Here is a 25,258-nt window from a genome sequence, read left to right as displayed (position 1 = left end):
CTTCGAAACATTTACGAAAACTAGGGACCTCCGCTCGGGGGCGGGTTTAGCGTCGGGCACCCGCACGGCTCCACCCGACCATTCGGAGTAAGTGATGACCCGTTCCCTGTACGGGCGTGGGCGGCTCGCGGCTGCCCTCGCCCTGGCGACCGCCGCGCTCACCATGCTCGTCGCGCCCCCGGCGCACGCCGCCGTCAGCGGCCGCAACCTGCCCGCCGACGGCAAGATCCGGCTGTTCATGGGCCAGGACTCGACCACCCTGGCCGACTACAAGCGCGACGTGCTCGACCCGGCCCCGTCGGCGCCCCGGCCCGGCGGCGTCACCCTGTACACCAACCTCATCCTGGGCGGCACGCCCGGCCCGCTCGCCGGTTTCTACGGCCCCGTCGACTACGGCTCGGGCGTCTACGACTTCCCTGCCACACTCAGCCAGTACCCGGGTGCGTCGCTGGCCGTCGGCCTGTACCTGTCCGACGCCACGGCCGGCTGCGGCAACCAGCCGCTGCGCGCCATCATGGGCCGCAACGACGCTGACGTCACCGCCGGCAACCCCAACCTGATCACGTCGTACCGGGCCAAGGTCGACGAGATGGTGACCTGGCTCAAGAACACCGGCCGGGAGGTGTTCCTGCGTATCGGGTACGAGTACGACGGTCCGTGGAACTGCTACAACGCCGACTTCTACAAGGAGGCGTTCCGCTACATCAAGGGCCGCATCGACGCCCTCGGCGCGACGAAGGTCGCCACGGTGTGGCAGTCGGCGGCCTGGCCGATCGACGAGAGCCCGAACAACCCGGAGTACCACTACATCGTCACCGCGGCCAACCACTTCGACGTGTGGTACCCGGGTGACGCGTACGTGGACTGGGTCGGGATGTCGGCGTTCTATGGTGCGACGTACAACCAGGTGCAGTGGGCCTGCAAGACGCCGTCGATCTCGCCGCGCGCGCTGCAGGACCGGGTGCTGAACTTCGCCCGCGGCCACGGCAAGCCGGTCATGATCGCTGAGGCGTCGCCGCAGGGCTTCACCACCGGCGCGAAGACCCGCAGCTGCATCTTCAACAAGAGCCCGCAGGCGACCACCGCCGACGCCATCTGGAACACCTGGTACGCCGACTTCTTCGGCTACATCGCCGCGAACGCCGACGTGATCCGGGCCGTGGCATACATCAACACCAACTGGGACGCCCAGCCGAACTGGCAGTGCAACGGCGCTCCGGCGGGCCAGCCGGGCTGCGCTAACGGCTACTGGGGCGACTCGCGCATCCAGGCCGACGCGACGATCCGCAGCCGGTTCCTGGCCGAGCTCGGCAACTCCCGCTGGGTCAACGGATCCGGCAGCACCAATCCGGAGCGCACCGTGCGAGGCGTCGGGTCCAACCGCTGCCTTGACGTGTCCGGTGGACGTACCACCGACGGCACCAAGGTGCAGTTGTGGGACTGCCTGAACAACCCGGCGCAGAAGTGGCGGGTCGAGGCCGACGGCTCGCTGGTCAACCCGAACTCAGGCAAGTGCCTGGACGTGGCCGGGGGCGCCACGGCCAACGGGACGATCGTGCGGCTGTGGACGTGCCTGGGCAACGGCGCGCAGCGCTGGACGGTCAACGCCAACGGCACCATCGTCAACCCGCAGTCGGGCAAGTGCCTGGACGCCGACGGCTGGGGCACCGCCAACGGCACCCAGATGATCATCTGGACCTGCGGCAACCCGGTCCAGTCCAACCAGAACTGGATCGTGTCCTGACAGACCACCGGTGACACCGGCGCCCGGTGCCGGTGGCCGAACGACGCCCGGCCGTGGTGGGTTCCACCACGGCCGGGCGTCACCGGTCCTGGCCGCATCGACGTGACCGCGACCGTCAGCGCGCGGCCACGCCGTGCCTCATTTCTGCGCGGCGCGCAGCTGGAGTCCGTGGCCGTCGGGGCCGGTGAGGGTCAGCCGGTCGGCGGTGACCTGCCAGGTCACGTCGCCCTTCAGTGTGGCCAGCACGGCCCGCTCCAGCTTGTCGACGTCGTCGGCGCAGGCCATCTTCGTGGTGAAGATGTCGGCGAAGGCGATGGTCTTCTCGGCGAGCACGGCCGTGCCGCCGAGGTTGTTGCAGCCGGTGTGGCCCTGCACCTTGCCGTCGGCGAATTCGAGGAAGGCGGTCGCGCCGGCGGGGACGGAGCCGGCGCTCTGCCCGTCGAGCACCGTGTCGACCTGCCAGCGGGTGCCGGTCAGCGGCCGGTCCGGGTCGGCGGACTCCTGGTCCTGCAAGGTGACCTCCATGGTGTCGGTGCGCAGGGTGAGCACGTCCCCGGCCAGCTCCCAGCGCGGCCCGGCCTGCAGGAAGCCGGAGACCAGCGCGTCCTGCTCGTGCAGTTTCGGGTCGCAGCCCATCTCGGTCATGCTCACGTCGCCGGTCATCCGCAGGCGGCCGCCGGACAGGTCGGCGTCGCCGCCCATGCTGTTACACCCGGCGGCGGCCCCGACATGGCCTTTGCCGTCCAGTGTGAGCCGGAGGCGGGTGCCCCTGAACAGCTCGTATGGTTTGCCGTCGCGGACGACGGCGGTGGACAGGAAGGTCCGGCCGGCCAGGACGGCGCCGTCGTCGGGCGGGCCGTCGGCACCGGCGTCGAGGGGCTGCGCGCATGCGGCGAGCAGCAGGACAGCCAGCAGCGGCACTACGCGCACTGTTTTCACGTTACCTTCGACCGCTGCGGGGCCCGCGCGGTTCCGCCCGATCGCCAGAACGCCCGGACCGTCTTCGCGGCCGAGCGTCCTGGCAGCTCGCAGGTGGTGAAGCGTGAGGAAGGGCACCTTCCGCTACGTATATCGATGTGAAGGTGCCCTTCCTTCAGCTCAGGCGCGGCACGGAGTGCCGGTGGGGTGGGTGGGGGTGCCGGTCACGCCGGCCTTGGATTCGCCGATGACGACGTCGGTGAGCAGGGTGTCCAGGACCAGGGCCTGCTGGGTGACGCCGGTGGCGGTGGTGGTGGTGCTGTTGAGCTTCAGGGTGCCGACGACCAGGGGGACGGTGAGGGGGCCGCTGCCGACCGTCACCGTCGCGCCGTTGACCTTCAGGTTGGTGATGGTGGACGAGCCGGTGAACTGCGGGACGAGGCCGCCGGGTCCGGCCACGCAGGTCGCCGAGGCGGTCGAGTTGATGTAGCCGACCTCGATGGTGACCAGGCCCGCGACGGTGATCTTCGTGGAGCCCGCGGCGGCGGTGGAGACGGCCTTGTCGCCCGCTGCCGGTGCGGTGCTCTGGTTGTTCGGGGTCAGGTCGGTGCTCGCGGACAGGCCCGTGGTCTTCACGGTGACCAGGCCCGCGTTGAGCGTGTTGTCGGGGCCGGTCGCGGTGGCGTCCACGCAGGGGTTGCTGGCCGGGTTGGCCTGGGCCGAAAGCTGTCCGGCCAGGTTGAGGGCGGTCGCCGAGCAGGTGAAGACGCCGTCGCGGTCGTTGTCCACGATGGTCGCCTCGCCCGAAGGGTCGGTCAGCGCCGCGCCGCTCGGCGAGCTGAGGCCCAGCTTGAAGGTCTCGTTGAGTTCGTCGACGGCGTCGTCGGCGATCGGCACGGTGACCGTCTTCAGGGTCTCGTTCGGGGAGAACGTGAGCAGTCCGCTCTTGGCCGTGTAGTCGGCGGCCCCGGCGGTGCCGGTGGTGGTCGCGTAGCTGACGCTCACCGGGAACGGGGCGGGCGAGGACAGGGTGACCGTGAAGTCGACCGTGCCGGCGCCCTCGTTGACCTGGACGTCGTACACGCTCAGGCCGGGCACGTGCACGGTCAGGGTCTGCACGTACCCGCGGCCGGCGCCGTCGATGAGGAAGTCGACCTCGCACTGGAAGGTCCCGCCGGCGGCCTCGCCGTCCACATCGACGGTCTCGCTGAACGCCGCGTCGTCACCGCTGGTCACGGTCCGCGACGCGGGGGACAGCGACACCGACAGCGGGTCGTCGCAGTCCACGCTCGGGGTGACCGTCACCTCGATGGCCTGGATGCCCGCCAGGATCGCGTCGGCGACCTGGTTGGCCGGCACGTTGTCCAGGAACACGCCGCCGGTGGCGTCGGTGACGGCCTGGATCTGGCCGTTCTGGTTCAGGCCGCCCGCGCCGACGTTGACCGCGACCACCCGTACGCCGGCCGCTTGGAGTGCGGCGATGACCTGGGCGCGGGTGTGGCCGAGGCTCGGTTCGTGCGAGACCGCGTCGCCGAAGATGACGACGATGCGGGTGCCGCCGGGACGGAACGTGACCGCGCCGGTGGCGAGCTGGTAGAGCGCGTTGAGGCCGTCCTCGGCGATGTCGCCGCCGCCGCCCGCGCTCCACGCGTCGACGCCCGCCTGCACCAGGGCCTGGTCGGCGGTGAGACCCTGGTTGACGGCGAACGGCGGAGTGTCGTTGACGTCCTTGTAGTTGGCCGCCGCGAACTGCGCGCTGGGCTGCGCGCCGCTGACGGCGGTCAGGATGTCGGCGGCGTTGGACTTCACGTTGGCGATGGCCCCGCCCATGCTGCCGGTGGTGTCGGCGAGGAACACGATGTCGGGGTTCGGCGGCACGGCGGGGGTGTGCACGACCTTGGCGATCGTGGCGGAGCCGCCGGGCGGCAGTGTGCGGGTGACGGCGGACGGCTCGACGCCGGGTGCGGCGGCGTACGCCGGCGGGGCCGGCTGGGAGAGCAGGCCTGACGCCGCCATGGCGGCCACCGTCAGGACACTCACGCCCCACCGGTGGGTAGCCTTCCGCCTGTGCAGGTGCAACATCTGGCACATCCTTTCGGGCAGCCCGCGTCGTCCGGCGGGTTTGCCGGAGGCGGGCTGCTGGGTGTGCCTAGAGTCAAAGCGATGAATCTCCACGCCATCAACGCTTGACTATCCGGCGTACGCCGACTAAGTGACCGCACGTGCGAGCGCGACTGCACTGCGTGACGGCCGTTGATCGCCCCGTTCGGCGTAACCTGATCGGACTACGCTGTGCCGGGCCGCGGTGTCGTGAGGTGAGTGAGCACCGCGTACACGTATGACGGGTATTCGATAGCGGGGAGCGCCGGTGGAACGCAGTCCGTTGGCGATCGCGGTGGCGCAGCCGCCGACGGTGGCGTACGACGTGGCGGCCAACGCCGTGACGCACGCCGACATGGTGCGCGCCGCCGGTGCCCGGGTGGTCGTCTTCCCCGAGCTTTCGCTCACCGGCTACCAGCTCGACGCGCCCGCGATCACCGTCGACGACCCGCGGCTGGGCCCGCTCGTCGCGGCGTGCGGCGACACCGGTGCGGTGGCGCTGGCGGGCGCGCCCGCCTGGGACGGGGCCGGTCACGCGTACATCGCGACGCTGGCGGTGGACGGCGCCGGGGCGCGCGTCGCCTACCGCAAGGTGCACGTCCACGAGTCCGAGCAGCGGTTCACCCCGGGCGAGGGACCCGCCGTGGTCGAGGTCGACGGCTGGCGGCTGGGCCTGGCGATCTGCCGCGACATCAAGTTTCCCGAGCACGACGCCGCGACCCTGGACCTGGGCGCTCACGTCTACGTCGCCTCGGTGGTCGACCACCTGCACGAGGCGCACCTCGCCGCCGAACGCGGTCGCCGGGTCGCCGCCGACCGGGCCGTCTGGGTCGCCGTGGCGAGCTTCGCGGGCCCCACCGGCGGCGGCTTCGGCCAGACCGCGGGCGGCTCGGCGGTATGGGCGCCCGGCGGCGTCGTGCTGGCCCACGCCGGTTCCGAGCCGGGCGAGCTCGCCCGGGCGACGCTGCGGCCCTGACTTCACCTACGCTGCCCTTGCGGTCGTGACGGGCAACCCGACCTGCGCCGCCGGCGAGGCGTGGCGAAGAAGGCTCACCAGCCCCGGTATTGCCCCGCGTCCGGCGGCCTGGTGCGGTCAGCCGCGCAGGTAGGCGAGGACCGCCAGGACGCGGCGATGGTCGTCGGCGTCGGGAGGCAGGTCGAGCTTGGCGAGGATGCCCGCGATGTGCTTGGCCACCGCGGCCTCGGTGACGACCAGACGGCGGGCGATCGCCGCGTTGGAGCGGCCCTCCGCGACCAGGCCCAGCACCTCGCGCTCGCGCGGGGTGAGCCGGTGCACCGGGTCGCGGCGGCGGTCCAGCAGCTGGCGGACCACCTCGGGGTCGATGACGGTGTGCCCGTCGGCGACCCGGACCAGCCCGTCCACGAACTCGCTCACCTCACCGACCCGGTCCTTGAGCAGGTATCCGGTGCCCGCGGACCGTCCCGCGTCGATCAGCTCCGCGGCGTAGGTCTGCTCGACGTACTGGCTGAGCACCAGGATCGGCAGGTCGGGCAGTTCGGCGCGCAACGCCAGCGCGGCTCGCAGGCCCTCGTCGCTGAAGCCGGGCGGCATCCGCACGTCGGTGACGACGATGTCGGGCCGTAGCCGCGGCACCTGTTCGCGCAGCGCGTCGGCGTCGCCGACCGCCGCGGCCACCTCGTGTCCGAAGTGGCGCAGCAGGCTGGTCAGGCCTTCGCGCAGCAGCACCGAGTCCTCTGCCAGCACCACCCTCAGCGCTCGCACGGCAGCTCCACCCGCAGCAGGGTCGGCCCGCCGGGCGGGCTGGCCAGCAGCAGCCGCCCGCCGACCGCCGCGGCCCGGTCGGCCAGGCCGGCGAGCCCGGTGCCGCGGGCGGGGTCGGCGCCGCCCGCGCCGTCGTCGTGGACCTCCAGCACCAGTCGCCGGTCCTGCGTCCATGCCGCGACCCGGCCCGCGGCCGCACTGCTGTGCCGGGCCAGGTTGGCCAGCGCCTCGTTGACCGCGAAGTATGCGGTGACCTCGACCGGTGCGGGCAGCCGCCCGTCCAGGCGCAGGTCGAGCTCGACCGGCACGGGGGAGCGCCCCGCGATGTCGCGGATCGCGGCGGCCAGCCCGCGGTCGCTGAGCACCTGGGGATGCACGCCGCGGATCAGCTCGCGCAGCTCGGCCAGCGCCGCCGCGGTCTGCTGCCGGGCGTCGTCGAGCAGCGGTGCGACCGGGTGCTCGTCGGCGACCTGCAGCCGGGCCAGGCCGAGGGTGACGCTCAGCGCGACGAGCCGCTGCTGCGCGCCGTCGTGCAGGTCCCGCTCGATACGGCGGCGTTCGGAGTCGAAGCCCGCGGCCAGCCGCTCCCGCGAGCGCATGACCTCGACCAGGTCGGTGTCGGTCGGCGCGAGCACCGCGCGGGCGATCGCGGCCCGCGCTCCGGCCCAGGCGGTGATCGGGTACGCGGTCAGCGGCAGCAGGACGAGCCCGGCGGCGCACAGCATGCCGGTGAACCACGGGCTGGCGGGCAGTTCGGCGCCGGGGCCGGAGGGCTGGAGCGGGGCGGAGATCAGCATCAGCGGCGGGAGCAGCGACAGCAGCACCACGGCCAGGTCGAGCCACCAGGCCACGCACGCGCTGAGGACGGCGTACCCGATCTCGCGCCAGGTGCCGGGCTCGCGCAGGCGCAGCGGCGGGCGCGCCGGCAGCGGGCGGGTGTCGACCAGGCGCAGCCGCCACCGGTCGAACCCGGCGATCAGCGGCCCGGCGGCCACCACGATCAGCAGCGCGGCCACCAGCAGGCCGATCAGCGCGGTGCGCCCCGGGCGCAGCAGCTCGATGCCGGCCAGCAGCGCCATCGGCAGGGCCGCCGGGAGCAGCCCCGCGGCCAGATACCCCAGGGACCGCCACGGCCAGGCCGAATGCGCCAGCCGCCAGGGCGGGGCAGCGGCGGCGGACAGGGCGGTGCGAGGGATCACCGCACGACCCTAACCTGGACCGATCGCCCGCACAGTAGTGCTGGGACTAGTGCCGATCCTCGCCGTCGCACCAGTGTGCCGGGGCCTGCGCTCGGATGAGGTGGACGCATGACATCAACGGCGACGGTCCGCCTGCACGCGGTCCGCAAGACATACCGGACCGGTGCGCACACGGTCACCGCCCTGGACGGGGTGAGCGCCGACTTCACCGCGGGCAGCTTCACCGCGGTGATGGGCGCGTCCGGCTCGGGCAAGTCGACCCTGCTGCAATGCGCGGCCGGGCTCGACACCGTCGACAGCGGGCAGATCACTGTCGACGGCACCGACCTGGCCGGGCTGTCCGAGCACGCCCGTACGCTGCTGCGCCGGGACCGGATCGGGTTCGTGTTCCAGGCGTACAACCTGGTCGGGGCGCTGACCGCGGCCCAGAACACGGCGCTGCCGTCGCGTTTGGCCCGGCGCGCGCCGCAGCCGGCGGCGGTCACGCGGGCGCTGGCCGAGGTTGGGCTGGCCGAGCGGGCCGGGCACTACCCGGCGCAACTGTCCGGCGGGGAGCAGCAGCGGGTCGCCATCGCCCGCGCCCTGATCACCCGGCCCGCGGCGCTGTTCGCCGACGAGCCCACCGGGGCACTGGACAGCACGTCGTCGGCGGTGGTGCTGGCGGCACTGCGGCGGCTGGTCGACGGGCACGGGCAGACCGTCGTGATGGTGACCCACGATCCGGCGGCGGCCGTGGTCGCCGACCGGGTGCTGGTGCTGGCCGACGGGCGGCTCGTCGACGAGATCACCGGCGCGGACCCCGCACGCATCGCGGCCCGGCTGGCCGCCGGGGCGGTGGCGGCATGATCGCGCTCGCCTCGCTGCGCGAACGGTGGCGCAGCCTGCTCGGCACGCTGCTGACCCTCGCCGTCGCGGTCGCCGTGCTCACCGTGTGCGGCCTGCTGCTCGTCTCGGCACGCCCGGTCGCCCCCGACCGGTACGCGGCGAGCCCCGTGCTGATCCGGCCGGTGCCGCCGACTGCCCCGGAGGCGTTCACCGAACCCCGCCCGTGGCCGAATGAGCAGGCCGAAGCGCTGGCCGTACGGTTGGCGGCCGTGCCCGGGGTGTCGAGGGCGGTGCCGGTCCACCGCTTCTACGCCCAGGTGCTGCGTGACGGCTCGCCCGTCGCGGGGGAACGCGACGCCTACAACTGGTCCGCGGCAGCGCTCGGCGGCCACGTGCTCGCCACGGGCCGGGCTCCTGCCGGTTCCGGGGAGGTCGTGCTGGGCACCTCGCTCGGGGTCCCGGTGGGGGCGCGGGTCGACCTGCTGACCGCGGCCGGGCCGGAGCAGTTCACGGTCACCGGGACGGTGCGCGGGGCCGGGATCTGGGTGGCCGACGGTGTGGCGGGCACTCGCACCGGCGGCGTGCCCTTGATCGGCTTGCTGACCTCGACCGATGCCGATGCCGATGCCGATGCCGACGCTGACGGCGGCGATGCTGCCCGCGTCGCCGCGGCGGCGACTGCGGTCGTCGGTGCGGACGGCGTCGTGCTGGCCGGCGACGCGCGCGGCGCGGCGGAACCAGTCGGTGACGCCCGCACCCGGTGGATCGGGATGCAGGTGCTGTCCGCCCTGTCCGCGCTGGGACTGTTCGTGTCGGTGTTCATCGTGGCGTCGACGTTCGCCTTCGCGACCCGCCAGCGCGAGCGGGAACTGGGCCTGCTGCGGCTGCTCGGGGCGGTGCCGCGGCAGGTGCGGCGCTGGGTGCTCGGCGAGGTCGTGCTGCTGGGCCTGCTCGGCGGCGCGTGCGGGGTCCCGGTGGGACTGCTGGCCGCAGGGCCGGTGGCGCGCTGGCTGGCGCGCACCGGATTCGAGCCGGCGTCGTTCACCGTGCTGTACCAGCCGGTCGTCCCGGTTGCCGCGATGGCCGCCGGGGTGCTGGTGGCGCTCGCGGGAACCTGGGCCGCGGCCCGCCGCGCGGGCCGGGTCGGCCCGCTGGCGGCGCTGCGCACGGCGGCAGTCGACGACCGCCCGGTGACCCTGGTGCGGATGCTCGCCGGTGGCGTGGCGCTGGCCGCGGCCGTCGCCGCCGGGGTCGCCGCGACCCGGGCGTCCGGCGCGGACCTGGGCACCTACGCGCTGTACGCGGCGATGGCGCTGGTCACCGCGGGCAGCCTGCTGGCCCCGGTGCTGCTGCCGCCCGCGGTGCGCCTGCTCACCGCGCCGTTCGCGCGCGGCCGGGGCGCGACCGTGCTGCTGGTGCGCCAGCACGTCGCGACCGCGGCCCGGCGGTCCGCCTCGGCCGCCGCGCCGGTGCTGCTCTGCGTGGCGTTCACGGTCCTCATCGGTGGGATGGTGCAGACCACCACCGCCTACTACGGGCTCAACCGGGTCACCGCCGCGAACGCCACGGCCGTGGTCGTGCCCGACGGCACGGCGGGCCTGTCCGACGCCGCGGTCACCGCCGCGGGCGGCCGGTCCGCCCTGCCGACCACCCTGTACGACGGCGTCGAACCGCTGCCCGCCGCCGGTATCACCCCCGCCGAGCACGTGCTGCTGACCGTCGCCGACGGCAGCCTGACCGCCCTGCACCGACCCTCGGCCGCAGGTCCATCGGACGTCGCGGGTCCTGCGGAGCAGGCCGGACCCGGTGTCGACCATGCGCTGCCCGCCGGGTCAGGCCCCGGACGGTCGGCCGGCCCGGTCGTTCCGGTCGCGGTGGCCGAGGGATTCGCCGCCTCGGCGGGCTGGGTCGCCGGAAGCACGCATCCCGTGTTCGGTCCGGACGGCCGCCCGATCACGCTGGAGGTCGTCGCGGTGCTCGTCGGCCGACCACTGCCGGCCGGCATCCTGCTCGACCGGGCGGTGGTACGGGCGATGGACCCGTCGGCGCTGACCGTCGTCGTCTACTCCGGACAGCCCGTGCCGGAGAGCGCGCTCGCCGGTCTGGGCGCGCGCCCGCTGTCCGCCGCGGCCTACGCGGCGAGCGGCCAGGACGAGGACGACCGCCTGGTGTGGGTGTTCACCGCGCTGCTGATCGCGGTGTCGGCCGGGTTCGGCCTGCTGGCGGTGGTGAACACGATGCTCATGTCGACCACGGGCCGGGCCGGGGACCTGCGGGTGCTGACGCTGTCCGGGGCCACCCGCGGCCAGGTGCTGGGCATGCTCGCCGCGGAGACCGCGGTGGTGGTGGTCACCGGGGCGGCGCTGGGGCTGGCCGTGGCCGTCGCGGCCCTGGCCGCGCTCGCCCGCGGGTTGAGCGCGCAGCTCGGCGTCGCGGTGCCGATGGTGATCCCGTGGGGCACGCTGGCCGCGACCGTCGGCGTGTGCCTGGTGCTGGCGGTGGCCGCGGCGGGCCTGCCCGCGCTCGGCTCCGGCCGGGCGACCCGCGGCTCGGCGAGTGTTTGAGCAGGTGGTCGCCTGGGGAACGTCAGGGAATGCACGGGGGAGCGGGAGTGTCGGACGCCGACCGTGCTCGGGACGGGACGGCGAGGTGCGCGAATGACCCAGGTGACGTACGACCCGTGGCACGCGGCCCTGTTGGATCTTCTGCACCTGACCCAGCAGGCGCAGGACGACGAGGTCGCCGAGTGTGTCAGCGCGGCGCTTCGCCCGCTCGGCCTGGAGGCCACCTGCTACCTGGTCGACGAGGAGCAGCGCCACCTGCGTCCGCTGCCGGAGCGCGGCCGGGAGCGGCCCGACGCGCTGGGCGTGGAGGGCACGGTCGCCGGGCGGGCCTTCACCAGCGTGCACACCCAGCGGGTGGGCGACGGCGCCGGCGGGCGGCTGTGGGTGCCGCTGGTGGACGGCACCGAACGCCTGGGCGTGGTGGACGTCGTGCTGCGCCGCGACGACTGCGACATCGAGGTGCTGCAGGACTGGTGCGAGAGCTACGTGGGCCTGGTCGGGCACCTGCTGGCGGTGAAGATGCCGTACGGCGACTCGCTGCAGCAGGTCCGCCGGACCCGGCCCATGACGGTGGCGGGCGAGCTGCTGCTGTCGACGCTGCCGCCGATGACGTTCACCTCCGAGCGGCTTGTGATCAGCGCGGTGCTGGAACCGCACTACGACATCGGCGGGGACGCCTTCGACTACGCGCTCGACGGCGAGACGGCCTGGTTCTGCGTGCTCGACGGCATGGGCCGTGGCCTGCCCGCTGCGGTCATGACGGTGACCGCGCTGGCCGCCATCCGCGCGGCCCGGCGCGACAACCGTGGCCTGTACGCGATCGCGCAGGCCACCGAGGACGCGCTGCGCGACCAGTTCGCCGACACCGCCTACGTCACCGGGGTGCTGTGCGAGCTGCACACCGGCACCGGGCGGCTGCGCTACATCAGCGCCGGGCATCCCGCGCCGCTGCTGCTGCGCCGTGGCCGGGCCGTCGGCGAGCTGACCGGCGGCCACCGGCTGCCGCTGGGGCTCGACGACGGCACGATCGACGTGGCCGAGGAGATGCTGGAGCCGGGGGACCGGCTGCTGCTGTACACCGACGGCATCGTCGAGGCGAGTGACCGGCGGGGGGAGCTGTTCGGCGTCGAGCGGCTCGCCGACCTCACCGAGCGGGCGGCGCAGGCGAAGCTGCCCGCCCCGGAGACGCTGCGCGGGCTGGCCCACCGGGTCGCCGAGTTCCGCGACGGCCCGCCCCGTGACGACGCGACGCTGATGCTGGTCGAATGGTCGGCGGAGGCGGCCCGGCGGGTGCTGCCCTGATCAGTCGGCGCTCAGCCGGACACCATGCCGAGCATCATGGTGACCTGGGCGGTGCGGGAGGAGTCGACGCGGGTCGCGAACTCCAGCACTTTCGGGTTGACCCCTGAGGCCAGCTCCATCCGGGCGTACTCGATGGCCTGGTGCTGGTGGCCGAGCAGCAGGTTGAGGAAGACCTTGTCGAACTCGGCGGCGGGGGCGTCGCGCAGCGCCTTGACCTCGTCCGGTCCGGTCGCGGGCAGGCCGCCGTGTCCGGCGTGCAGGTTCGGGTCGGTGGCGGGCGTGAGCGGCTTGGTCCAGGCGCGCAGCCAGCCCTGTACGGCGGTCAGCTCGTCGGCCTGCGTCACGTCCATCGCCGCGGCCAGATCGCGCACCTTCGTGTTCGCGCTGCGGGCGGCGGCGAGCTTCAGCAGCTCGGCGGCGGGACCGTACTGCGCGGACATCATCTGCAGGAACATCACGTCGGTGTCGTTGTACCCGCCCGACTCGGAGACCGCCGGCGGCGGCGACCCGGACGGCGGCGCGAACGACGGCACGGACGACGGCCTGGCGCTGACCCCGGGCGGCGCGTCACAGGCGGCCAGGGTCACCAGGGCGACGGCGAGCAGGACGAAGCGCTTCATGTGCGGGTGGCTCCTCGTGACCGGGCGTGCGGGCGGCGGCTCGGGGTGGGCCGGTCCGCGGCTCGGGTGAGCCGCGGACCGGGTCAGGCGGTGATCAGATGCGCTGCCACAGGGCAGGCACGTTGGGCGGCTCCCAGCCGGCGAGCGCGGTGTGCGCCTGCAGGCAGCGGTAGCTGAGCCCGCCGTAGGTCACGGTCGCGCCGACGGCGTACGCGGTGCCCGCTGCCCAGGTCCCGCCGGCCGGCGGCGGGTTGGACGGCGGCGGCGACTGCGGCGGGTTGGGCGAGGGCGACGTCGGAGGCGGCGTCGGGTTGCCGCCGCCGCTGCCGACCTGGAGGTCTACGCAGGAGTAGAACGCCATCGCGGTGTCGTAGATGTTCCACCGGGCCAGCACGGTGAACCGGCCGGTGCGCCCGCCGAGACTGACGTTGTGCGAGACCGTCGCACCGGGCTGGGCGCCGTTGTCGTTGAAGACCGCGATGCGGGTGCTTCCGACGAAGTACTCCCAGGTGCTGGTGCGGTGGCGGGCGGTGAGCACCCAGTTGAAGGTGACGTTGTTGCCGACCGAGGCCGCGGGCCAGTTCTTGCTGTTGTCGTTGAGCACCGCGAACCGGCTGCCGCCGCCGTTGCACTGCATCGAGCCCTTGGGGGCCTCGACGCTCTGCGGCTCGTAGACGATGTCACCGCAGCCGGTGACCCGACCCTGGGCGCAGTTGGCCTGGCGGCTGGGCGGGGACGAGATGTACCCGTGCGCGCTCGCCGGATTGGCGATCAGGCCGGACACCAGGATCGTGAAGATGGACAGGACGGGTAGGACGATCCGTTTTCGCATGTCTCCTCCTCGCTTCTGTGCGGGATGGACGGACCGGGAGGGACGAGTGCCGGTGTCGTGAGAGGAGACATCGACACTCGTTCACGAAAACATAAAATAAACAGTCCTAACTGTAAATACGCTTAACTGAGATTGCGTTCAAGTTGGCACGTGTCCGGACATGCACGAAGCCCCGGCCGCGTTCCGGCCGGGGCTTCGTGCATGTCGTCGGTCAACCGGCCAGGTGACCCCAGCCCGCCTCCAGCTCACTCCACGATCCCTGCGCGACCACCTCGCCGTTGATCAGCACGACGACCCGGTCCGCCTGCACGAGCGCGGCCCGCTTGGACGTCGAGCCGACCACGGTCAGCCCGTGCGCGCGCAGCGCCTGCCACAGCGCCAGCTCCGTGGTCACGTCCAGAGCGGACGACACGTCGTCGGCGATCAGCAGCTCGGTGCCCGGCGCCAGGGCCCGGGCCAGCGCCAGCCGCTGCAGCTGGCCGCCGGACAGCCGGGTGCCCTTGTGCCCGATGAGCAGCTCCATGCCGCTGCCCGCCGCGGCCAGGTCGTGCTCCAGCTGCGCCGTCGCCACCGCCTGCGCGGCGTCGACGTCGTGGCCGAGGCGGATGTTGTCGCCGACCGTGCCGGACAGCACCCGAGGCAGCTGCGCCACGTACCCGACCTGGTTGGGGCGCAGGAACACCTCCGGCTCGGCGACCCGGTCGCCGTTCCAGAGCAGCTCGCCGTCGTGGTGCACGATGCCCGCCAGGGCCCGCAGCAGCGACGACTTGCCCGAGCCGACCGGGCCGAGCACGAGCACCAGGTCGCCGCGCTCCACCGCGAGGTCGACCCCGCGTACGCCGACCGTGCCGTCCTCGTGCACCGCGCCGAACTTCGACAGCTCCAGCCGGTGCAGCGGGTTGCGCGGCGCGGCCACCGGACCGGGCGCGGTGCCCGCGGACAGGTCCACGCCCGGCACCGCCGCCGAGTAGGCGCCCACCCCGGCCATCGCCACGGTGCGCCTGGTCCACACCCGCGCCGACGGCAGCTGCGACACCAGCGACGCCGTGGTCCACGCGAACCAGCGCGCCGAGCCCAGCGTCGACACCGCGACCAGGGCCGCGCCCGCGCCCAGCTCGCCGGCCATGAACAGCGCCCACACCGCGATCGGCAGCAGGCCCGCCAGCAGCGAGGGCGTCGACCGCGCCCACACCTGCATGGCGATCTCCTGGCGCTGCCGTTCGCTGCGGGCGGCGTCGAGCCGGGCCAGCTGGCCCAGCACGGGCCGGGTCGCGCCGGCCAGCTTGACCGTGCGCGCCGACGACAGCGACGACACCAGGAACGTGGCGAACGCGGCCCGCGCCGCCACGGTGTGCGCGGCCGAGCGTTTCAGCACCGGCGCGAAGACCGTCGCGGCCAGCGCCGAGACCACCATCGTGCCGGTGAAGAACAGCGCGGGCACGATCGAGCCGGACACCAGCGTCATCGCGACGATCATGACGATGCTGATGGTCTGGTCGACCAGGTTGTCGGCCAGCATCACCACTCGCTCGTTGTCACCGCCCTGCGCGACGACCTCGGCCGGGGTGTGCGCGCTGACCCGGCGCGGCCCGGTCTGCCCGTGCACCAGCCGCAGGTTGATCCGCAGCATCTGGCGGACCCACCACTCCGGATACCACAGGCCCGCGAAGTAGCCCGCCGGAGTGGTCACGGCCAGCCCGGCGACGATGCCGACCGCCGGCCACCACGGGCTGCCGGAGCCGTCGACCACGTCGGCCCACAGCCACGGCAGCACCGTGCCGTCCAGGCCGAAGAGCACCATGACGGTGAACAGCGCGACCGACACCTGGCCGAAGCGGAAGTCGTTGACGGTCAGCCGGAAGATCTCGCGCAGGGTGCGCACCCGCTGCGGGGCGGGCAGCGGCGGCGGGTCGGCCTTGGGCGGCGCGACCAGGTCCCCGCCCGGGCCGTCGCCCGCGCTCACGGCCAGGCCGTCCGGCCGGGCCGAGCCGCCCTGCGGTACGTCGCCCGCCGCGCCCTCACCCGCCGACTCCAGGCCGTACGCGGTCGCCAGGACCAGCTCGCCGTCGGCCGCGCTGCTGTGGCTGGTCGCCAGCAGCTGGGCGAACCGCGCCGACTCCGACAGCGGCCCGGCCTCCACGACCCGGCCGTCGGCCAGCACCACGACCTCGTCGCAGTCGCGCACCGAGGACAGCCGGTGCGCGATGACCACGCCGATGCGCCCGCGCAGCAGCCGCTGGGCGGCGTGCTGCACGCGCGCCTCGGTGACCGGGTCCATCCGGGCGGTGGCCTCGTCGAGGATCACCACCTGCGGGTCGCGGACCAGGATGCGCGCGAACGCGACCAGCTGCTCCTGGCCCGCCGACAGCTTCTGGCCGCCCTCGCCGAGCTTCGTCCGCAGGCCGTCCGGCAGGGTGTCGACCCACGAGGTCAGACCCAGCTCGTCCATGGCCTGCCCAGCGGCGTCGAGCAGCTCCGGGTCGAACAGCGCGATGTTCTCCGCCAGCGTGCCGGCCAGGATCTCGGTGCGCTGCGGCACGATCGCGACCCAGCGCCGCAGCGCCTCGACCTCCAGGTCGAGCAGGTCCGTCCCGCCCAGGAACACCGTGCCCCGGGGCACGTCCACGGCCCGGGTCAGCACCTTGGCCAGCGTCGACTTGCCCGAGCCGGTCCGGCCCACCAGGGCGTACGAGCGCCCGGGCGCGAAGGTCAGGTCCAGCTCCCGCAGCGCCGGGCGGCGGCGGTCGGTGGAGTAATGGAAGGTCAGCCCGCGTACCTCGATGTTGCCGGTGGCCGGTGCCGAGCCGCCGGTCGGCTCCTGCGGGGTGTCGCGCAGCAGCTGGACCCGCGCCCACGCGCCCAGCGCGTGCTGGAGCTCGGGCAGCATCCGGCTGACCTGCTCGACGGTGCCGCCGAAGGCCAGCGCCAGCAGCCACGCGCCGGTGAGCCGGGCCGCGCCCAGGTGGCCCGCCGACAGCGCCCACACGCCGCCGAGCACCAGCACGGCGATGCCCGCCCGGGTCACGCCGGAGGCGATGGTGCTCACCCGCGACGACAGCGCCCACACGCGACGGCCGCGTCGGAGCACCTCACTGGAGCGCTGGGCGTAGAGGCGCAGCACGTACGGGCGGCCCAGGCTGGTGCGCACGTCGTCCTGGCCGTGCACCGACTCCTCCTGCACGGCGGCCAGGTCCGACCAGGCCTCCTCCTCGTGCATCCGGGCCGGGCCGATCGCGGCCGTCGGGCGGCGCAGCCCGAACCCGAGCACCAGCGACAGCAGCAGCATGGCCAGGCCGGCCGGCCACCACACCACGAACGCCGTCACCACGGACAGCACCGCGACCGCGCCCGACTGGGCCAGCCGGACCCCGCTGCCGCGCAGCTGCGAACCCACCTGGTACACGTCGCCGTCGATCCGGTCGAGCAGCTCGCCGACCGGGGTGCCCTCCAGCGTCGGCAGGCTCTGCCCGAAGGCGACCCGGCACAGCCGGCGGCGCACGTCGGCCGCCCAGTCGGCGGTGAGCCGGGCCATGATCAGGCTGAGGACGAGGTCGCTGAGCACCACCACCGCCAGCGCCGTGGCCAGCGCGGTGAAAGCGAGCGTGGACCGGTCCACCAGCACGATGCCGGCCAGGGCTGCGGCCAGCGCGGCAGAGGCGGCGCCGGCCACGATGAGCACCAGCACCGCCAAGGTTCGGCGGGGCGACGTGGCCCACAGGTCACGGAACAGACGCATGGCAGGCCCCTTGCAGCTGGTTTGATCTGGTCCCCAGCATGCAAGGCCGCGCCGCCCGAGCTCAACGCAATTACGGAGGCACCGGCGTGGTGATCACCACAGTGGGCTACTCGGCGACGCGCAGCGCCACGAGCATGCTCAGGAACGCGCCCGGGTGCACGATCGGGATGCGGTGCCGGCGGGCCTGGCGGGCCTTGCCCGACATGGTGTCGGGATCGGCCGCCACCAGCAGGCGGGTCGTCCGGGTGACGGCGCGGCCCACGGTCAGCCCGGCCATGCGGGCCCGTTCCTCCCACAGCTCCCGCGGCTCGGCGGTCTGCCCGGTGAACACCACCGTGTCGCCGGGCAGCAGCCGGAACGCCGGGGCGGGCAGCGGCCGCGTGGTGCGGCGGTGCGGATCGTCGGAGTCCGGGTCCAGCACCCGGTCGACGTCGGCGCGGCCCAGCCCGAGCAGCGCGGCGACGGTGTGCAGGTCGGCGCGCTCGGTCTCGGTCACCTGGCCGTCGTCGGCCGCCTCGACGGCGAGCGCCTGCAGGTAGAGCCGGTGCAGGTCCAGCACCTCGTCCCGGCTGAGCCCCAGCGCGTACGCGGCGTCGACCAGCGCGTCCGCCTCCATCGTGGAGACGTGCCGGTCGAGCAGGGCGTGGTCGAGCAGCGACAGGTAGCTGTCGGCCTGGGGCGGGGTCGGCACCCGGGGCAGCCGGTCGACGAGCCTGGTGAGGAAGTGCTCCTCCACCTCGTGCGGGTGGCGGCGCACCACCGGCAGCACCTCGTCGGACGGCAGCGGCGGCCAGGTCAGCGTGGCGGCGTCGAGCACCAGCTGCTGCCACGGCGGCGGCGAGCCGACCCGGTGCAGGTAACGCGCCAGCAGCCCGGCGGCCGCGCGGGCGTCGTCGAGCGCGCTGTGCGCCCGCTGCTGCGGGATGCCCGCCGCCAGGCAGCAGTCGCGCAGGCTGCGCCCGGCCGAGGGCAGCAGCTGGGCGGCGAGGTTCATGGTGCACAGGCCGTACTCGCGCCCGACCGGGGCCTGCAGCCCGAGCCGGGAGTATTCGGCGACCAGGAACGCGGCGTCGAAGGCGAGGTTGTGCGCCACGATCACCCGCTCGCGCAGCATGGCCCCGACCTGCCCGGCGAGGTCGGCGAAGACCGGGGCGCGGCGGGCCTCCGCGGCCGTGATGCCGTGCACGTGCTGCGGGCCGAGGTCGCGCTCCGGGTTGACCAGGCTCGACCAGTCGCCGGTGATCCGGCCGGACGCGTCGACGTGCACGATCGCGATCTCGCAGATCCGGTCGTGCCAGGTCGTGCGCAGCCCGGTCGTCTCCACATCGATCACCGCGTACACGCCGTCACCTCCACCGACCCGGCCCGACCGTCCCATCACGACCCGTCCCCGGGGATCTCACCCTATGTCCTGCGGCGCGGGCGCGGCTCCGCCGAGCGCACCGACGCGCCCGCGAATCCGGTGAACGTCACCTCCGGCGAACGCCGACCCACCCGGCGGCACGCGGCGGCGGGCTCAGGCGCGCCGGGAGCCCTCGGGCCAGACCACCACCACCGGCATGCCCAGTGTCCGCGCCCGGGCGACCACGGCCGCGGTGCCGCCCTGGTCGGCGGCCGGTCGTCCGTCCCACACGGCGACGAGCAGGTCGCAGTCGGCGAGCATGGCGGCGTTGGCGTCCTCGTACGCGGCACGCCCCGCCCGCGCATGCGCCATCACCCGGACCGACGCGGCGTGCCAGGCCATCCGGTCGAACGCCGCGGCGTGTTCCGCGGTCACCTTCGTGGCCCGGTAGTCCGCGGCGGGCAGCACGACCTCCAGCCGCCCGCCGTGCGCCACCACCGCCTCCGCGAAGACCGTGTCCGCGCCCGGGGCCAGGCACGACACCCCGACCAGCTCTTCCGGGCAGTACGCGGCCAGCAGCTCACGCAGCGCCGCGGCGACCAGTTCCGCGGTGTCCGCGGTCAGGTTGAGGTGCCCGGTGACGCCGATGCGGGTCGGCTCGGTGCCTGCGTCCATGGTCAGGCGGGGTCCTCGCGCCACAGCCCGTCCGGGTCGACGAAGCGCTGGGCCAGGGCGGCTTCGGCGTCAGGAGTGCCGATCTCGGCGAGCCGCCGGGCCGCGGCCTGGTGCGCCCAGTGCAGCATCGGGTCGGGCCGGCTGACGACCTCGCGCAGCGCCTCGATCTCGGCGGCGTCGGACATGCCGCACAGGCCCTCGATGGCCGCGGTGATCACCGTCGGCCGGGCCGAGCGCACCTTCTCCAGCAGCGCGGGCCGTTCGGTCTCCTCCTGCCCGCCGGCGCGGGCCGCGACCGCGACCATCTCCTCCCACGCCTCGGAGGAGTTCCACCACCGGTCGACCAGGTCGGCGACCGGTGCGCTGGCGGCGTTCTCGCGCGCCGTCGCTATCTCGTAGATCGCGGCCCGGACCGCGCCGACGCAGCAGAACCGGGGCTCGCGCCGCAGCGTGTCGTGTGCCTCCAGCAGCGCCGGGAGCGCTCGCGGGTCACGGGCCGCCTGCAGTCGGCGGGCGAAGGGGCCCCAATGCTCGTCGGCCGCGGGGCGTTCGTCGAACGCCGGGTCGGGCACCGGCGCGACGGGCTGCGACGCGTACGCGCCACCGCCGTCGAGGGTCGACTCCTGCTGCATCCGGCCGAGGTTCCGGCGACTCCTGGCGATTCCCACCGGATCATTGAACACTGCGCGGCCGATCACCCGATAGGGCGTACGCGCCTTCCCTCGATCGGATTACGGCGGGCGCGCACCGCCGTGGGCAGCGCACGCTCGGCCATAGCAGATCATCAATGGCGTGGGATGTCTCATGTGTGCCACCTCGATGCGGTGTAGCGATCTCTAGCATCGAAATTCGCATTGATTCCCATTCATGGAGGTGTGCTTTGAAGCGTGCTCTCATCGCCTTCGCCGCGGCCTCGGCACTGATCGCGACACCCGCGTTCGCCGCCGACGGCAACCTGCCCGGCGGCACCAGCATCGCCGTCACCATCGCGACTCCGGCAGACGGGGCCGCGGTCGCGCCGGGGCCGGTCACCGTCACGGGCACGGCCTCGGTGGGCACCGGTGTGCCGGTGGCGGGCACCTCGCTCATCTACGTGCTGGACGCCTCCAGCAGCACCGCCAACCCCGGGGCACCGAGCTGCGGCAACATCCTGCAGTGCGAGATCGCCGCCGGGCTGGCCCTCAACGCCCAGGCGCAGAGCGGCACGATCGGCGACGTGGGCATGGTGGCCTTCGGCGTCACCGCGGCCACCGCCGACGTGCAGCCGGGCGCGGGCGACCAGCTGCTGACCGGCCCGGCCACGGACGGCGACGGCAACGGCGTACGTGACATCGAGGAGGTCATCTCGTCGACGTTCATCAACGGGGTCGCCAAGTTCACCAACAAGAACGTCGGCGGCGGCCAGACGAACTTCGCCGACGCCATCGCCAAGGCGCGTACGGTCGCCCAGGCCTCGACCCGGGCCCGCAAGGTCGTGGTGTTCATGTCCGACGGCTTCGCGGTGGGCGGCGGCAGCATCAACGTGCCGCTCGCGGGCATCCCGGACGACATCGACATCTACACCTTCGCCGTCGGCGGGGGCGCCGACTGCGACTACGCCGGGCCGAACAACGAGGGCAGCCTGGAGCAGATCACCGCCGCGACCGTGCCGGGCGGGCACTGCGTGCAGGTCACCGACGTCGCCTCGCTCCCGGCGATCCTGCCCGCCGTCATCGGGTCCCGCCTCACCGCCCTGTCGATGCGGGTGGACGGCGGCGCGTTCACGCCGATCGGCAACGCCGCGATCACTCCCGACCTGCCGCAGGACGGCCCGGTCAACGTGAACTACAGCGTCGCCACCCCCGCGCTGGGCATCGGCAGCCACGAGATCTGCGTACGCGCCGACGGCACCGACGGCGGCGGGGCCGGTCAGGTGACCGACTGCCACACGGTCGTCGTCAACGGACCCGGGGGCGCGTTCGCCGTGGAGGCGACGGGCCTGGTCAAGGTCCCGCGCACCCCGGAGGCGGTCTGCCCGCCCGGCGCGACCAAGACCCAGGTCGCGGTCGACCTGCCCCCGCTGGTGACCACGGGTGCGCTGAACGCGAGCTGCTCCGCCACGGGCGGCACGACCACCGCGCGCTCGTCGGTGGACGGTGCGACGCTGCTCGGCGGAGCCATCCAGCTCAGCGCCGTTTCGAGCACCTGCACGGGCAGCAGTAGCGGCGTCAACCGGTCCTCGCAGGTCGTGGGCACCATCAACGGCACGCCGATCAGCGCCGGACCGGCCACCATCGGCATTCCCGGCGTCGCCACGGTCCACCTGAACGAGAGCACCACCGGCCCCGGCGGTCGCCTGGTGCAGAACGCGGTCCGCGTCGAGGTGCTCGGCCTGCTGGGCATCGTCACCCAGCAGATCGTCCTGGGTAGCTGCTACCTCGGCTGACCCCGCCCAAGATTGCGACGATCTTGCGCGAACTGTTGCCGATACACCCGAATGGAGTGTGTCGTCCCCACAGTTCGCGCAAGATCGTCGCCAAGGCAGGAACGGTCAGCCTTTGACGCCGGTGAGGGTGACGCCCTGGACGAAGGCTTTCTGGGCGAAGAAGAACAGGACCACTACCGGGATCATGGTGAGCATGGTGGCGGCGCTGACCAGGTGCCATTCCACGTGGTGCATGCTGCGGAAGCTGGCCAGGCCCAGGGAGACGGTCCAGTTCTGCTCGTTCTCGCTGGTGTAGAGCAGGGGGCCGTAGTAGTCGTTCCAGGCGTAGAAGAACTGGAACATGGCGGCGGCGGCGATGCCGGGGCGGGCCATCGGCAGGACGACCTTGAGCAGGGTGCGCCACTCGCCGGCGCCGTCGACGCGCGCCGCGTCCAGGTACTCGTCGGGGATGGTGACGAGGAACTGGCGCAGCAGGAAGATGGAGAACGCGTCACCGGCCAGCATCGGCAGGATCAGCGGCCACAGTGACCCGGTCAGCCCGGCGTCGGCCCAGAACAGGTACAGCGGCACGGTGGTGACCTGCGGCGGCAGCATCATCATGCAGACGATCGCGACCATGGTGACCGAGCGCCCGCGCCACCGCAGCTTCGCCAGCCCGTACGCGGCGGGCACGCTGGCCAGCAGCATGAAGCCGGTGGCCAGTGCCGCGTACAGCAGGGTGTTGACCAGGTAGCGCAGCAGCGGGGCCTTGGCGAACGCCTCGGCGTAGTTCTCGGGATGCCACGAGGTCGGCCACAGTTGCGAGGTCAGCGTCTGGTCGCTGGTCATGAACGAGGTCAGCCCGAGGAACACGACCGGGGCCAGGAACATCACCGACAGCGCGATCGCCACGGCGTGCCGGGCGACGAAGAGCAGCACGTTGCGTCGTGTCACCGGGTGAACTCCTTGAACCGGCGCAGCAGCAGCACCGTCGCGGTCATCGAGACCACGAACAGCACCACGGCCAGCACGTTGGCGTAGCCGAGCACGTGGTACCGGAAGCCGACCACGTACAGCCAGAGCGGGTAGGTGAACGTCGAGCCCTCGGGGTAGCCGAACGTGTCCGAGATGCCGCCGCCCCCGGTGACCTGCCCGGAGGCGACGCTGGCGGCGACAGCCGCCTGGGTGAAGTACTGCAGCGTGCCGATGATCCCGGTGATCGCCGCGAACGCCAGCACCGGCGAGATGCTGGGCAGCGTCACGTACCGGAAGCGCTGCCAGCTGCCCGCGCCGTCCAGGGCGGCGGCCTCGTGCAGTTCGGCGGGCACGTCCAGCAGCGCCGCAATGAAGATCATCATGAGGTCGCCGATGCCCCACATCGCCAGCACCACCAGCGACGGCTTGGCCCAGGCGGGGTCGTTGAACCACAGCGGCGGGTCGTCCACGCCGAGCGCCGACAGTGCCGTGTTCACCGGGCCGGTGCCGGGCTTGAGCAGCAGCACGAACGCCAGCGTCGCGGCGACCGGCGGGGCGAGCGCGGGCAGGTAGAACAGCGTGCGGTACAGCCCGCGGGCGCGCTTGACCTGGTTGAGCAGCAGCGCGGTGAGCAGCGCCCCGAGCATGCGCGCGGGCACCATCACGACGACCAGCCACAGCGTGTTCTTGGCCGCCCGGACGACGTTGTCGTCCTCGAACAGGAAGCGCCAGTTGTCCAGTCCGACCCACTCCGGGGCCTGGATCAGGTTGAACCGGGTGAACGAGAAGTACACCGCCGACACCAGCGGGTAGACCAGGAACAGGGCGAGCCCGGCCAGGGTCGGCGCGACGAAGACGTACGGCGTCAGCCGCCGCCGCAGCCGGGTGAGCCTGGGGGAGGGGGTGCGGGACGTGCCCGCACCCCCGGTGAGCGGCAGCGACATCAGCCCGCCAGCTTGACGAGGTTGTCGATCTGCTGGTCGACCTTCTTCAATCCGCCCGCCAGGTCGGTCGTGGTGCCGGCCTGATAGGACTGCAGGAACCCGGACAGCTCCTCCTGGTACGCGGCCCCGATCGCGCTCGGCGGCGTGGTGACCGTGGCGGGGTGGGCGAAGATGTCCAGGAACACCTGGAACTCCGGGTCCACCACCAGCTCCGTGCTGGTCAGCGCGTCGGTGGTGCTGGGCACGTTGCGGATGCCGTTGCTCAGTTTCACGATGGCGGCGGTCTCGGTGGTCAGGAAACGGACCAGGGCCCAGGCAGCCTCGTTGTTCTTCGCGGTGCGCGACACCCCGATCACGTTGCCGGTGACGTAGCCGCCGCCGTAGCGGGCCGGGTCGGCCACCGGCAGCGGCGCGACGCCGAACGACACGTCCTTGGCCTGGTCGCGCAGGAACGCCATGCGCCACTCGCCGTCGACGTTCATGGCGACCTTGCCCTTGTGGAAGGCGTTGTCGGCGGACCACTCGTCGCCCAGCCCGGCCCGGAACTTCTCCAGCTTGTCGTAGCCGTACCAGTCGACCAGGTCCTTCTGCCAGCGGATCAGCTCCTGCCACTTCGGGTCGCTGCCGATGGCCGAGGTGCCGTCGGCGTTGAGCCAGTTCGCGCCGACGGTCGGGGCCAGGTGCGACGGGGAGTTCTCGTAGAAGCCGAAGGACGGCAGGAAGCCGGCCCGCTCGATGGTGCCGTCGGGCTTGCGTACCGTCAGCTTCTTGGCGAGCTCGGTCAGCTCGGCCAGGGTCTTCGGCGGCCCGGCCACGCCGGCCTCGGCGAAGATCTTCTTGTTGTAGTACAGGCCGTACACGTCGGCGAGGAACGGCATGGCGCACCGCTTGCCCCGGAACTCGGTGTAGGACCGGATCACCTCGGGGTAGCGCTTCAGGTCGATCCCGTCGCGCTGCAGGTACGGCGTCAGGTCGGTCCAGGCGCCGGAGGAGCAGAACTTGCCGACGATGTCGGTGGAGTAGCTCAGGCCGACGTCGGGGCCCTGGCCCGCGCCGATGGCCTGCAGCATCTTGGTGTCGTCCTGGCCGCCCTTGACGGTGACCTTCACCTTGGGGTGCTTCGCCTCGAAGTCCTTGACGATCTCGGCGATCGCGTTCGCCTCGCGGTCGGTGAAGAAGTGCCAGAGCTCGACCTCGCCCGACGCCTCGACGCCGGGACTGGCCAGGGGCGCGGACTGCTCGCCGGGCGTGCAGGCGGCCGTGGCCAGCAGCCCCGCCGCCAGTGCTGTCACCAGCAACCGGCGCGGTCCATGGGTACGGAACACGTGTGGCTC

19 protein-coding genes are annotated in these 25,258 nt (G+C 73.1%); 6 read left to right on the top strand and 13 right to left on the bottom strand.

Annotated elements, in window-relative coordinates:
- Window positions 1-94 precede the first annotated feature (94 nt).
- On the top strand, window positions 95-1,744 hold the full coding sequence (locus HAV39_RS00785; protein ID WP_244958729.1) for an RICIN domain-containing protein: 1,650 nt from the start codon (window positions 95-97) through the stop codon (window positions 1,742-1,744).
- A gap of 138 nt (window positions 1,745-1,882) precedes the next feature.
- Here HAV39_RS00785 and HAV39_RS00780 read toward each other — a convergent pair whose 3' ends face one another.
- The gene (locus HAV39_RS00780; RefSeq protein ID WP_191837194.1) at window positions 1,883-2,674 is read right to left on the bottom strand and encodes an META domain-containing protein; all 792 of its coding nucleotides are present in this window, start codon (window positions 2,672-2,674) and stop codon (window positions 1,883-1,885) included.
- Between the two features lie 168 nt (window positions 2,675-2,842).
- Window positions 2,843-4,702, bottom strand: a complete 1,860-nt coding sequence (locus HAV39_RS00775) for a Calx-beta domain-containing protein (protein ID WP_203736784.1) — start codon at window positions 4,700-4,702, stop codon at window positions 2,843-2,845.
- Between the two features lie 328 nt (window positions 4,703-5,030).
- Here HAV39_RS00775 and HAV39_RS00770 point away from each other — a divergent pair, with 328 nt between their 5' ends.
- Entirely contained in the window at window positions 5,031-5,738 is a 708-nt protein-coding gene (locus HAV39_RS00770; protein ID WP_239121082.1) for a carbon-nitrogen hydrolase family protein, read from the top strand.
- Window positions 5,739-5,855: 117 nt separating this feature from the next.
- On the opposite strand, the gene HAV39_RS00765 is transcribed toward HAV39_RS00770, so the two are convergent.
- Entirely contained in the window at window positions 5,856-6,506 is a 651-nt protein-coding gene (locus tag HAV39_RS00765; RefSeq protein ID WP_191837563.1) for a response regulator, read from the bottom strand.
- On the bottom strand, window positions 6,494-7,705 hold the full coding sequence (locus HAV39_RS00760) for a sensor histidine kinase (RefSeq protein ID WP_191837192.1): 1,212 nt from the start codon (window positions 7,703-7,705) through the stop codon (window positions 6,494-6,496). Before HAV39_RS00760 ends, HAV39_RS00765 begins: the two co-directional genes overlap by 13 nt.
- A 108-nt stretch (window positions 7,706-7,813) precedes the next feature.
- Between HAV39_RS00760 and HAV39_RS00755 the strand changes: the two genes are divergently transcribed.
- From HAV39_RS00755 to HAV39_RS00745, 3 genes are all read left to right on the top strand, one after another.
- Window positions 7,814-8,551: an ABC transporter ATP-binding protein gene (locus HAV39_RS00755; protein WP_191837191.1), complete on the top strand. Its 738-nt coding sequence runs from the start codon at window positions 7,814-7,816 to the stop codon at window positions 8,549-8,551.
- Complete coding sequence (locus HAV39_RS00750) at window positions 8,548-11,094, top strand: FtsX-like permease family protein (protein WP_191837190.1); 2,547 nt, start codon at window positions 8,548-8,550, stop codon at window positions 11,092-11,094. The genes HAV39_RS00755 and HAV39_RS00750 overlap by 4 nt, the downstream gene beginning before the upstream one ends.
- A 93-nt stretch (window positions 11,095-11,187) precedes the next feature.
- Window positions 11,188-12,396, top strand: a complete 1,209-nt coding sequence (locus tag HAV39_RS00745; RefSeq protein WP_191837189.1) for a PP2C family protein-serine/threonine phosphatase — start codon at window positions 11,188-11,190, stop codon at window positions 12,394-12,396.
- Between the two features lie 11 nt (window positions 12,397-12,407).
- Here the strand turns inward: HAV39_RS00745 and HAV39_RS00740 are convergent, their stop codons facing one another.
- The 6 genes from HAV39_RS00740 to HAV39_RS00715 all read right to left on the bottom strand — a co-directional run bounded on the left by HAV39_RS00740 (window position 12,408) and on the right by HAV39_RS00715 (window position 20,233).
- On the bottom strand, window positions 12,408-13,016 hold the full coding sequence (locus HAV39_RS00740; protein WP_191837188.1) for a DUF305 domain-containing protein: 609 nt from the start codon (window positions 13,014-13,016) through the stop codon (window positions 12,408-12,410).
- A gap of 94 nt (window positions 13,017-13,110) precedes the next feature.
- Window positions 13,111-13,848, bottom strand: a complete 738-nt coding sequence (locus HAV39_RS00735; RefSeq protein WP_191837187.1) for a lytic polysaccharide monooxygenase — start codon at window positions 13,846-13,848, stop codon at window positions 13,111-13,113.
- A gap of 211 nt (window positions 13,849-14,059) precedes the next feature.
- Window positions 14,060-17,584 carry an ABC transporter ATP-binding protein gene (locus HAV39_RS00730; protein ID WP_191837186.1) on the bottom strand — a complete coding sequence of 1,175 codons (3,525 nt, stop codon included), beginning with the start codon at window positions 17,582-17,584 and terminating at the stop codon, window positions 14,060-14,062.
- A 106-nt stretch (window positions 17,585-17,690) separates the two neighbouring features.
- Window positions 17,691-18,926 (bottom strand): exonuclease domain-containing protein, encoded by a 1,236-nt coding sequence (locus HAV39_RS00725; RefSeq protein WP_191837185.1) that lies wholly within the window; start codon window positions 18,924-18,926, stop codon window positions 17,691-17,693.
- A gap of 174 nt (window positions 18,927-19,100) precedes the next feature.
- The gene (locus tag HAV39_RS00720; RefSeq protein WP_191837184.1) at window positions 19,101-19,601 is read right to left on the bottom strand and encodes a hypothetical protein; all 501 of its coding nucleotides are present in this window, start codon (window positions 19,599-19,601) and stop codon (window positions 19,101-19,103) included.
- 2 nt (window positions 19,602-19,603) lie between these two features.
- Entirely contained in the window at window positions 19,604-20,233 is a 630-nt protein-coding gene (locus tag HAV39_RS00715; RefSeq protein WP_191837183.1) for a HEAT repeat domain-containing protein, read from the bottom strand.
- A gap of 248 nt (window positions 20,234-20,481) precedes the next feature.
- On the opposite strand from HAV39_RS00715, the gene HAV39_RS00710 reads away from it, so the two are divergent.
- Window positions 20,482-22,026, top strand: a complete 1,545-nt coding sequence (locus tag HAV39_RS00710; RefSeq protein WP_191837182.1) for a choice-of-anchor P family protein — start codon at window positions 20,482-20,484, stop codon at window positions 22,024-22,026.
- A gap of 105 nt (window positions 22,027-22,131) precedes the next feature.
- Here HAV39_RS00710 and HAV39_RS00705 read toward each other — a convergent pair whose 3' ends face one another.
- From HAV39_RS00705 to HAV39_RS00695, 3 genes are read right to left on the bottom strand one after another with little or no spacing between them, the layout of a single operon-like run.
- Entirely contained in the window at window positions 22,132-22,959 is an 828-nt protein-coding gene (locus HAV39_RS00705; protein ID WP_239121058.1) for a carbohydrate ABC transporter permease, read from the bottom strand.
- Window positions 22,956-23,924 carry a carbohydrate ABC transporter permease gene (locus HAV39_RS00700; RefSeq protein WP_191837181.1) on the bottom strand — a complete coding sequence of 323 codons (969 nt, stop codon included), beginning with the start codon at window positions 23,922-23,924 and terminating at the stop codon, window positions 22,956-22,958. Before HAV39_RS00700 ends, HAV39_RS00705 begins: the two co-directional genes overlap by 4 nt.
- Window positions 23,924-25,249 carry an ABC transporter substrate-binding protein gene (locus HAV39_RS00695; RefSeq protein ID WP_239121059.1) on the bottom strand — a complete coding sequence of 442 codons (1,326 nt, stop codon included), beginning with the start codon at window positions 25,247-25,249 and terminating at the stop codon, window positions 23,924-23,926. Before HAV39_RS00695 ends, HAV39_RS00700 begins: the two co-directional genes overlap by 1 nt.
- Window positions 25,250-25,258 lie beyond the last annotated feature (9 nt).

This window comes from Catellatospora chokoriensis, assembly GCF_011297315.1.
Classification (GTDB): Bacteria; Actinomycetota; Actinomycetes; order Mycobacteriales; family Micromonosporaceae; genus Catellatospora; species Catellatospora citrea.
Note: the sequence above shows the minus strand (reverse complement) of the source record. Positions and strands in the feature narration are given on the sequence as shown.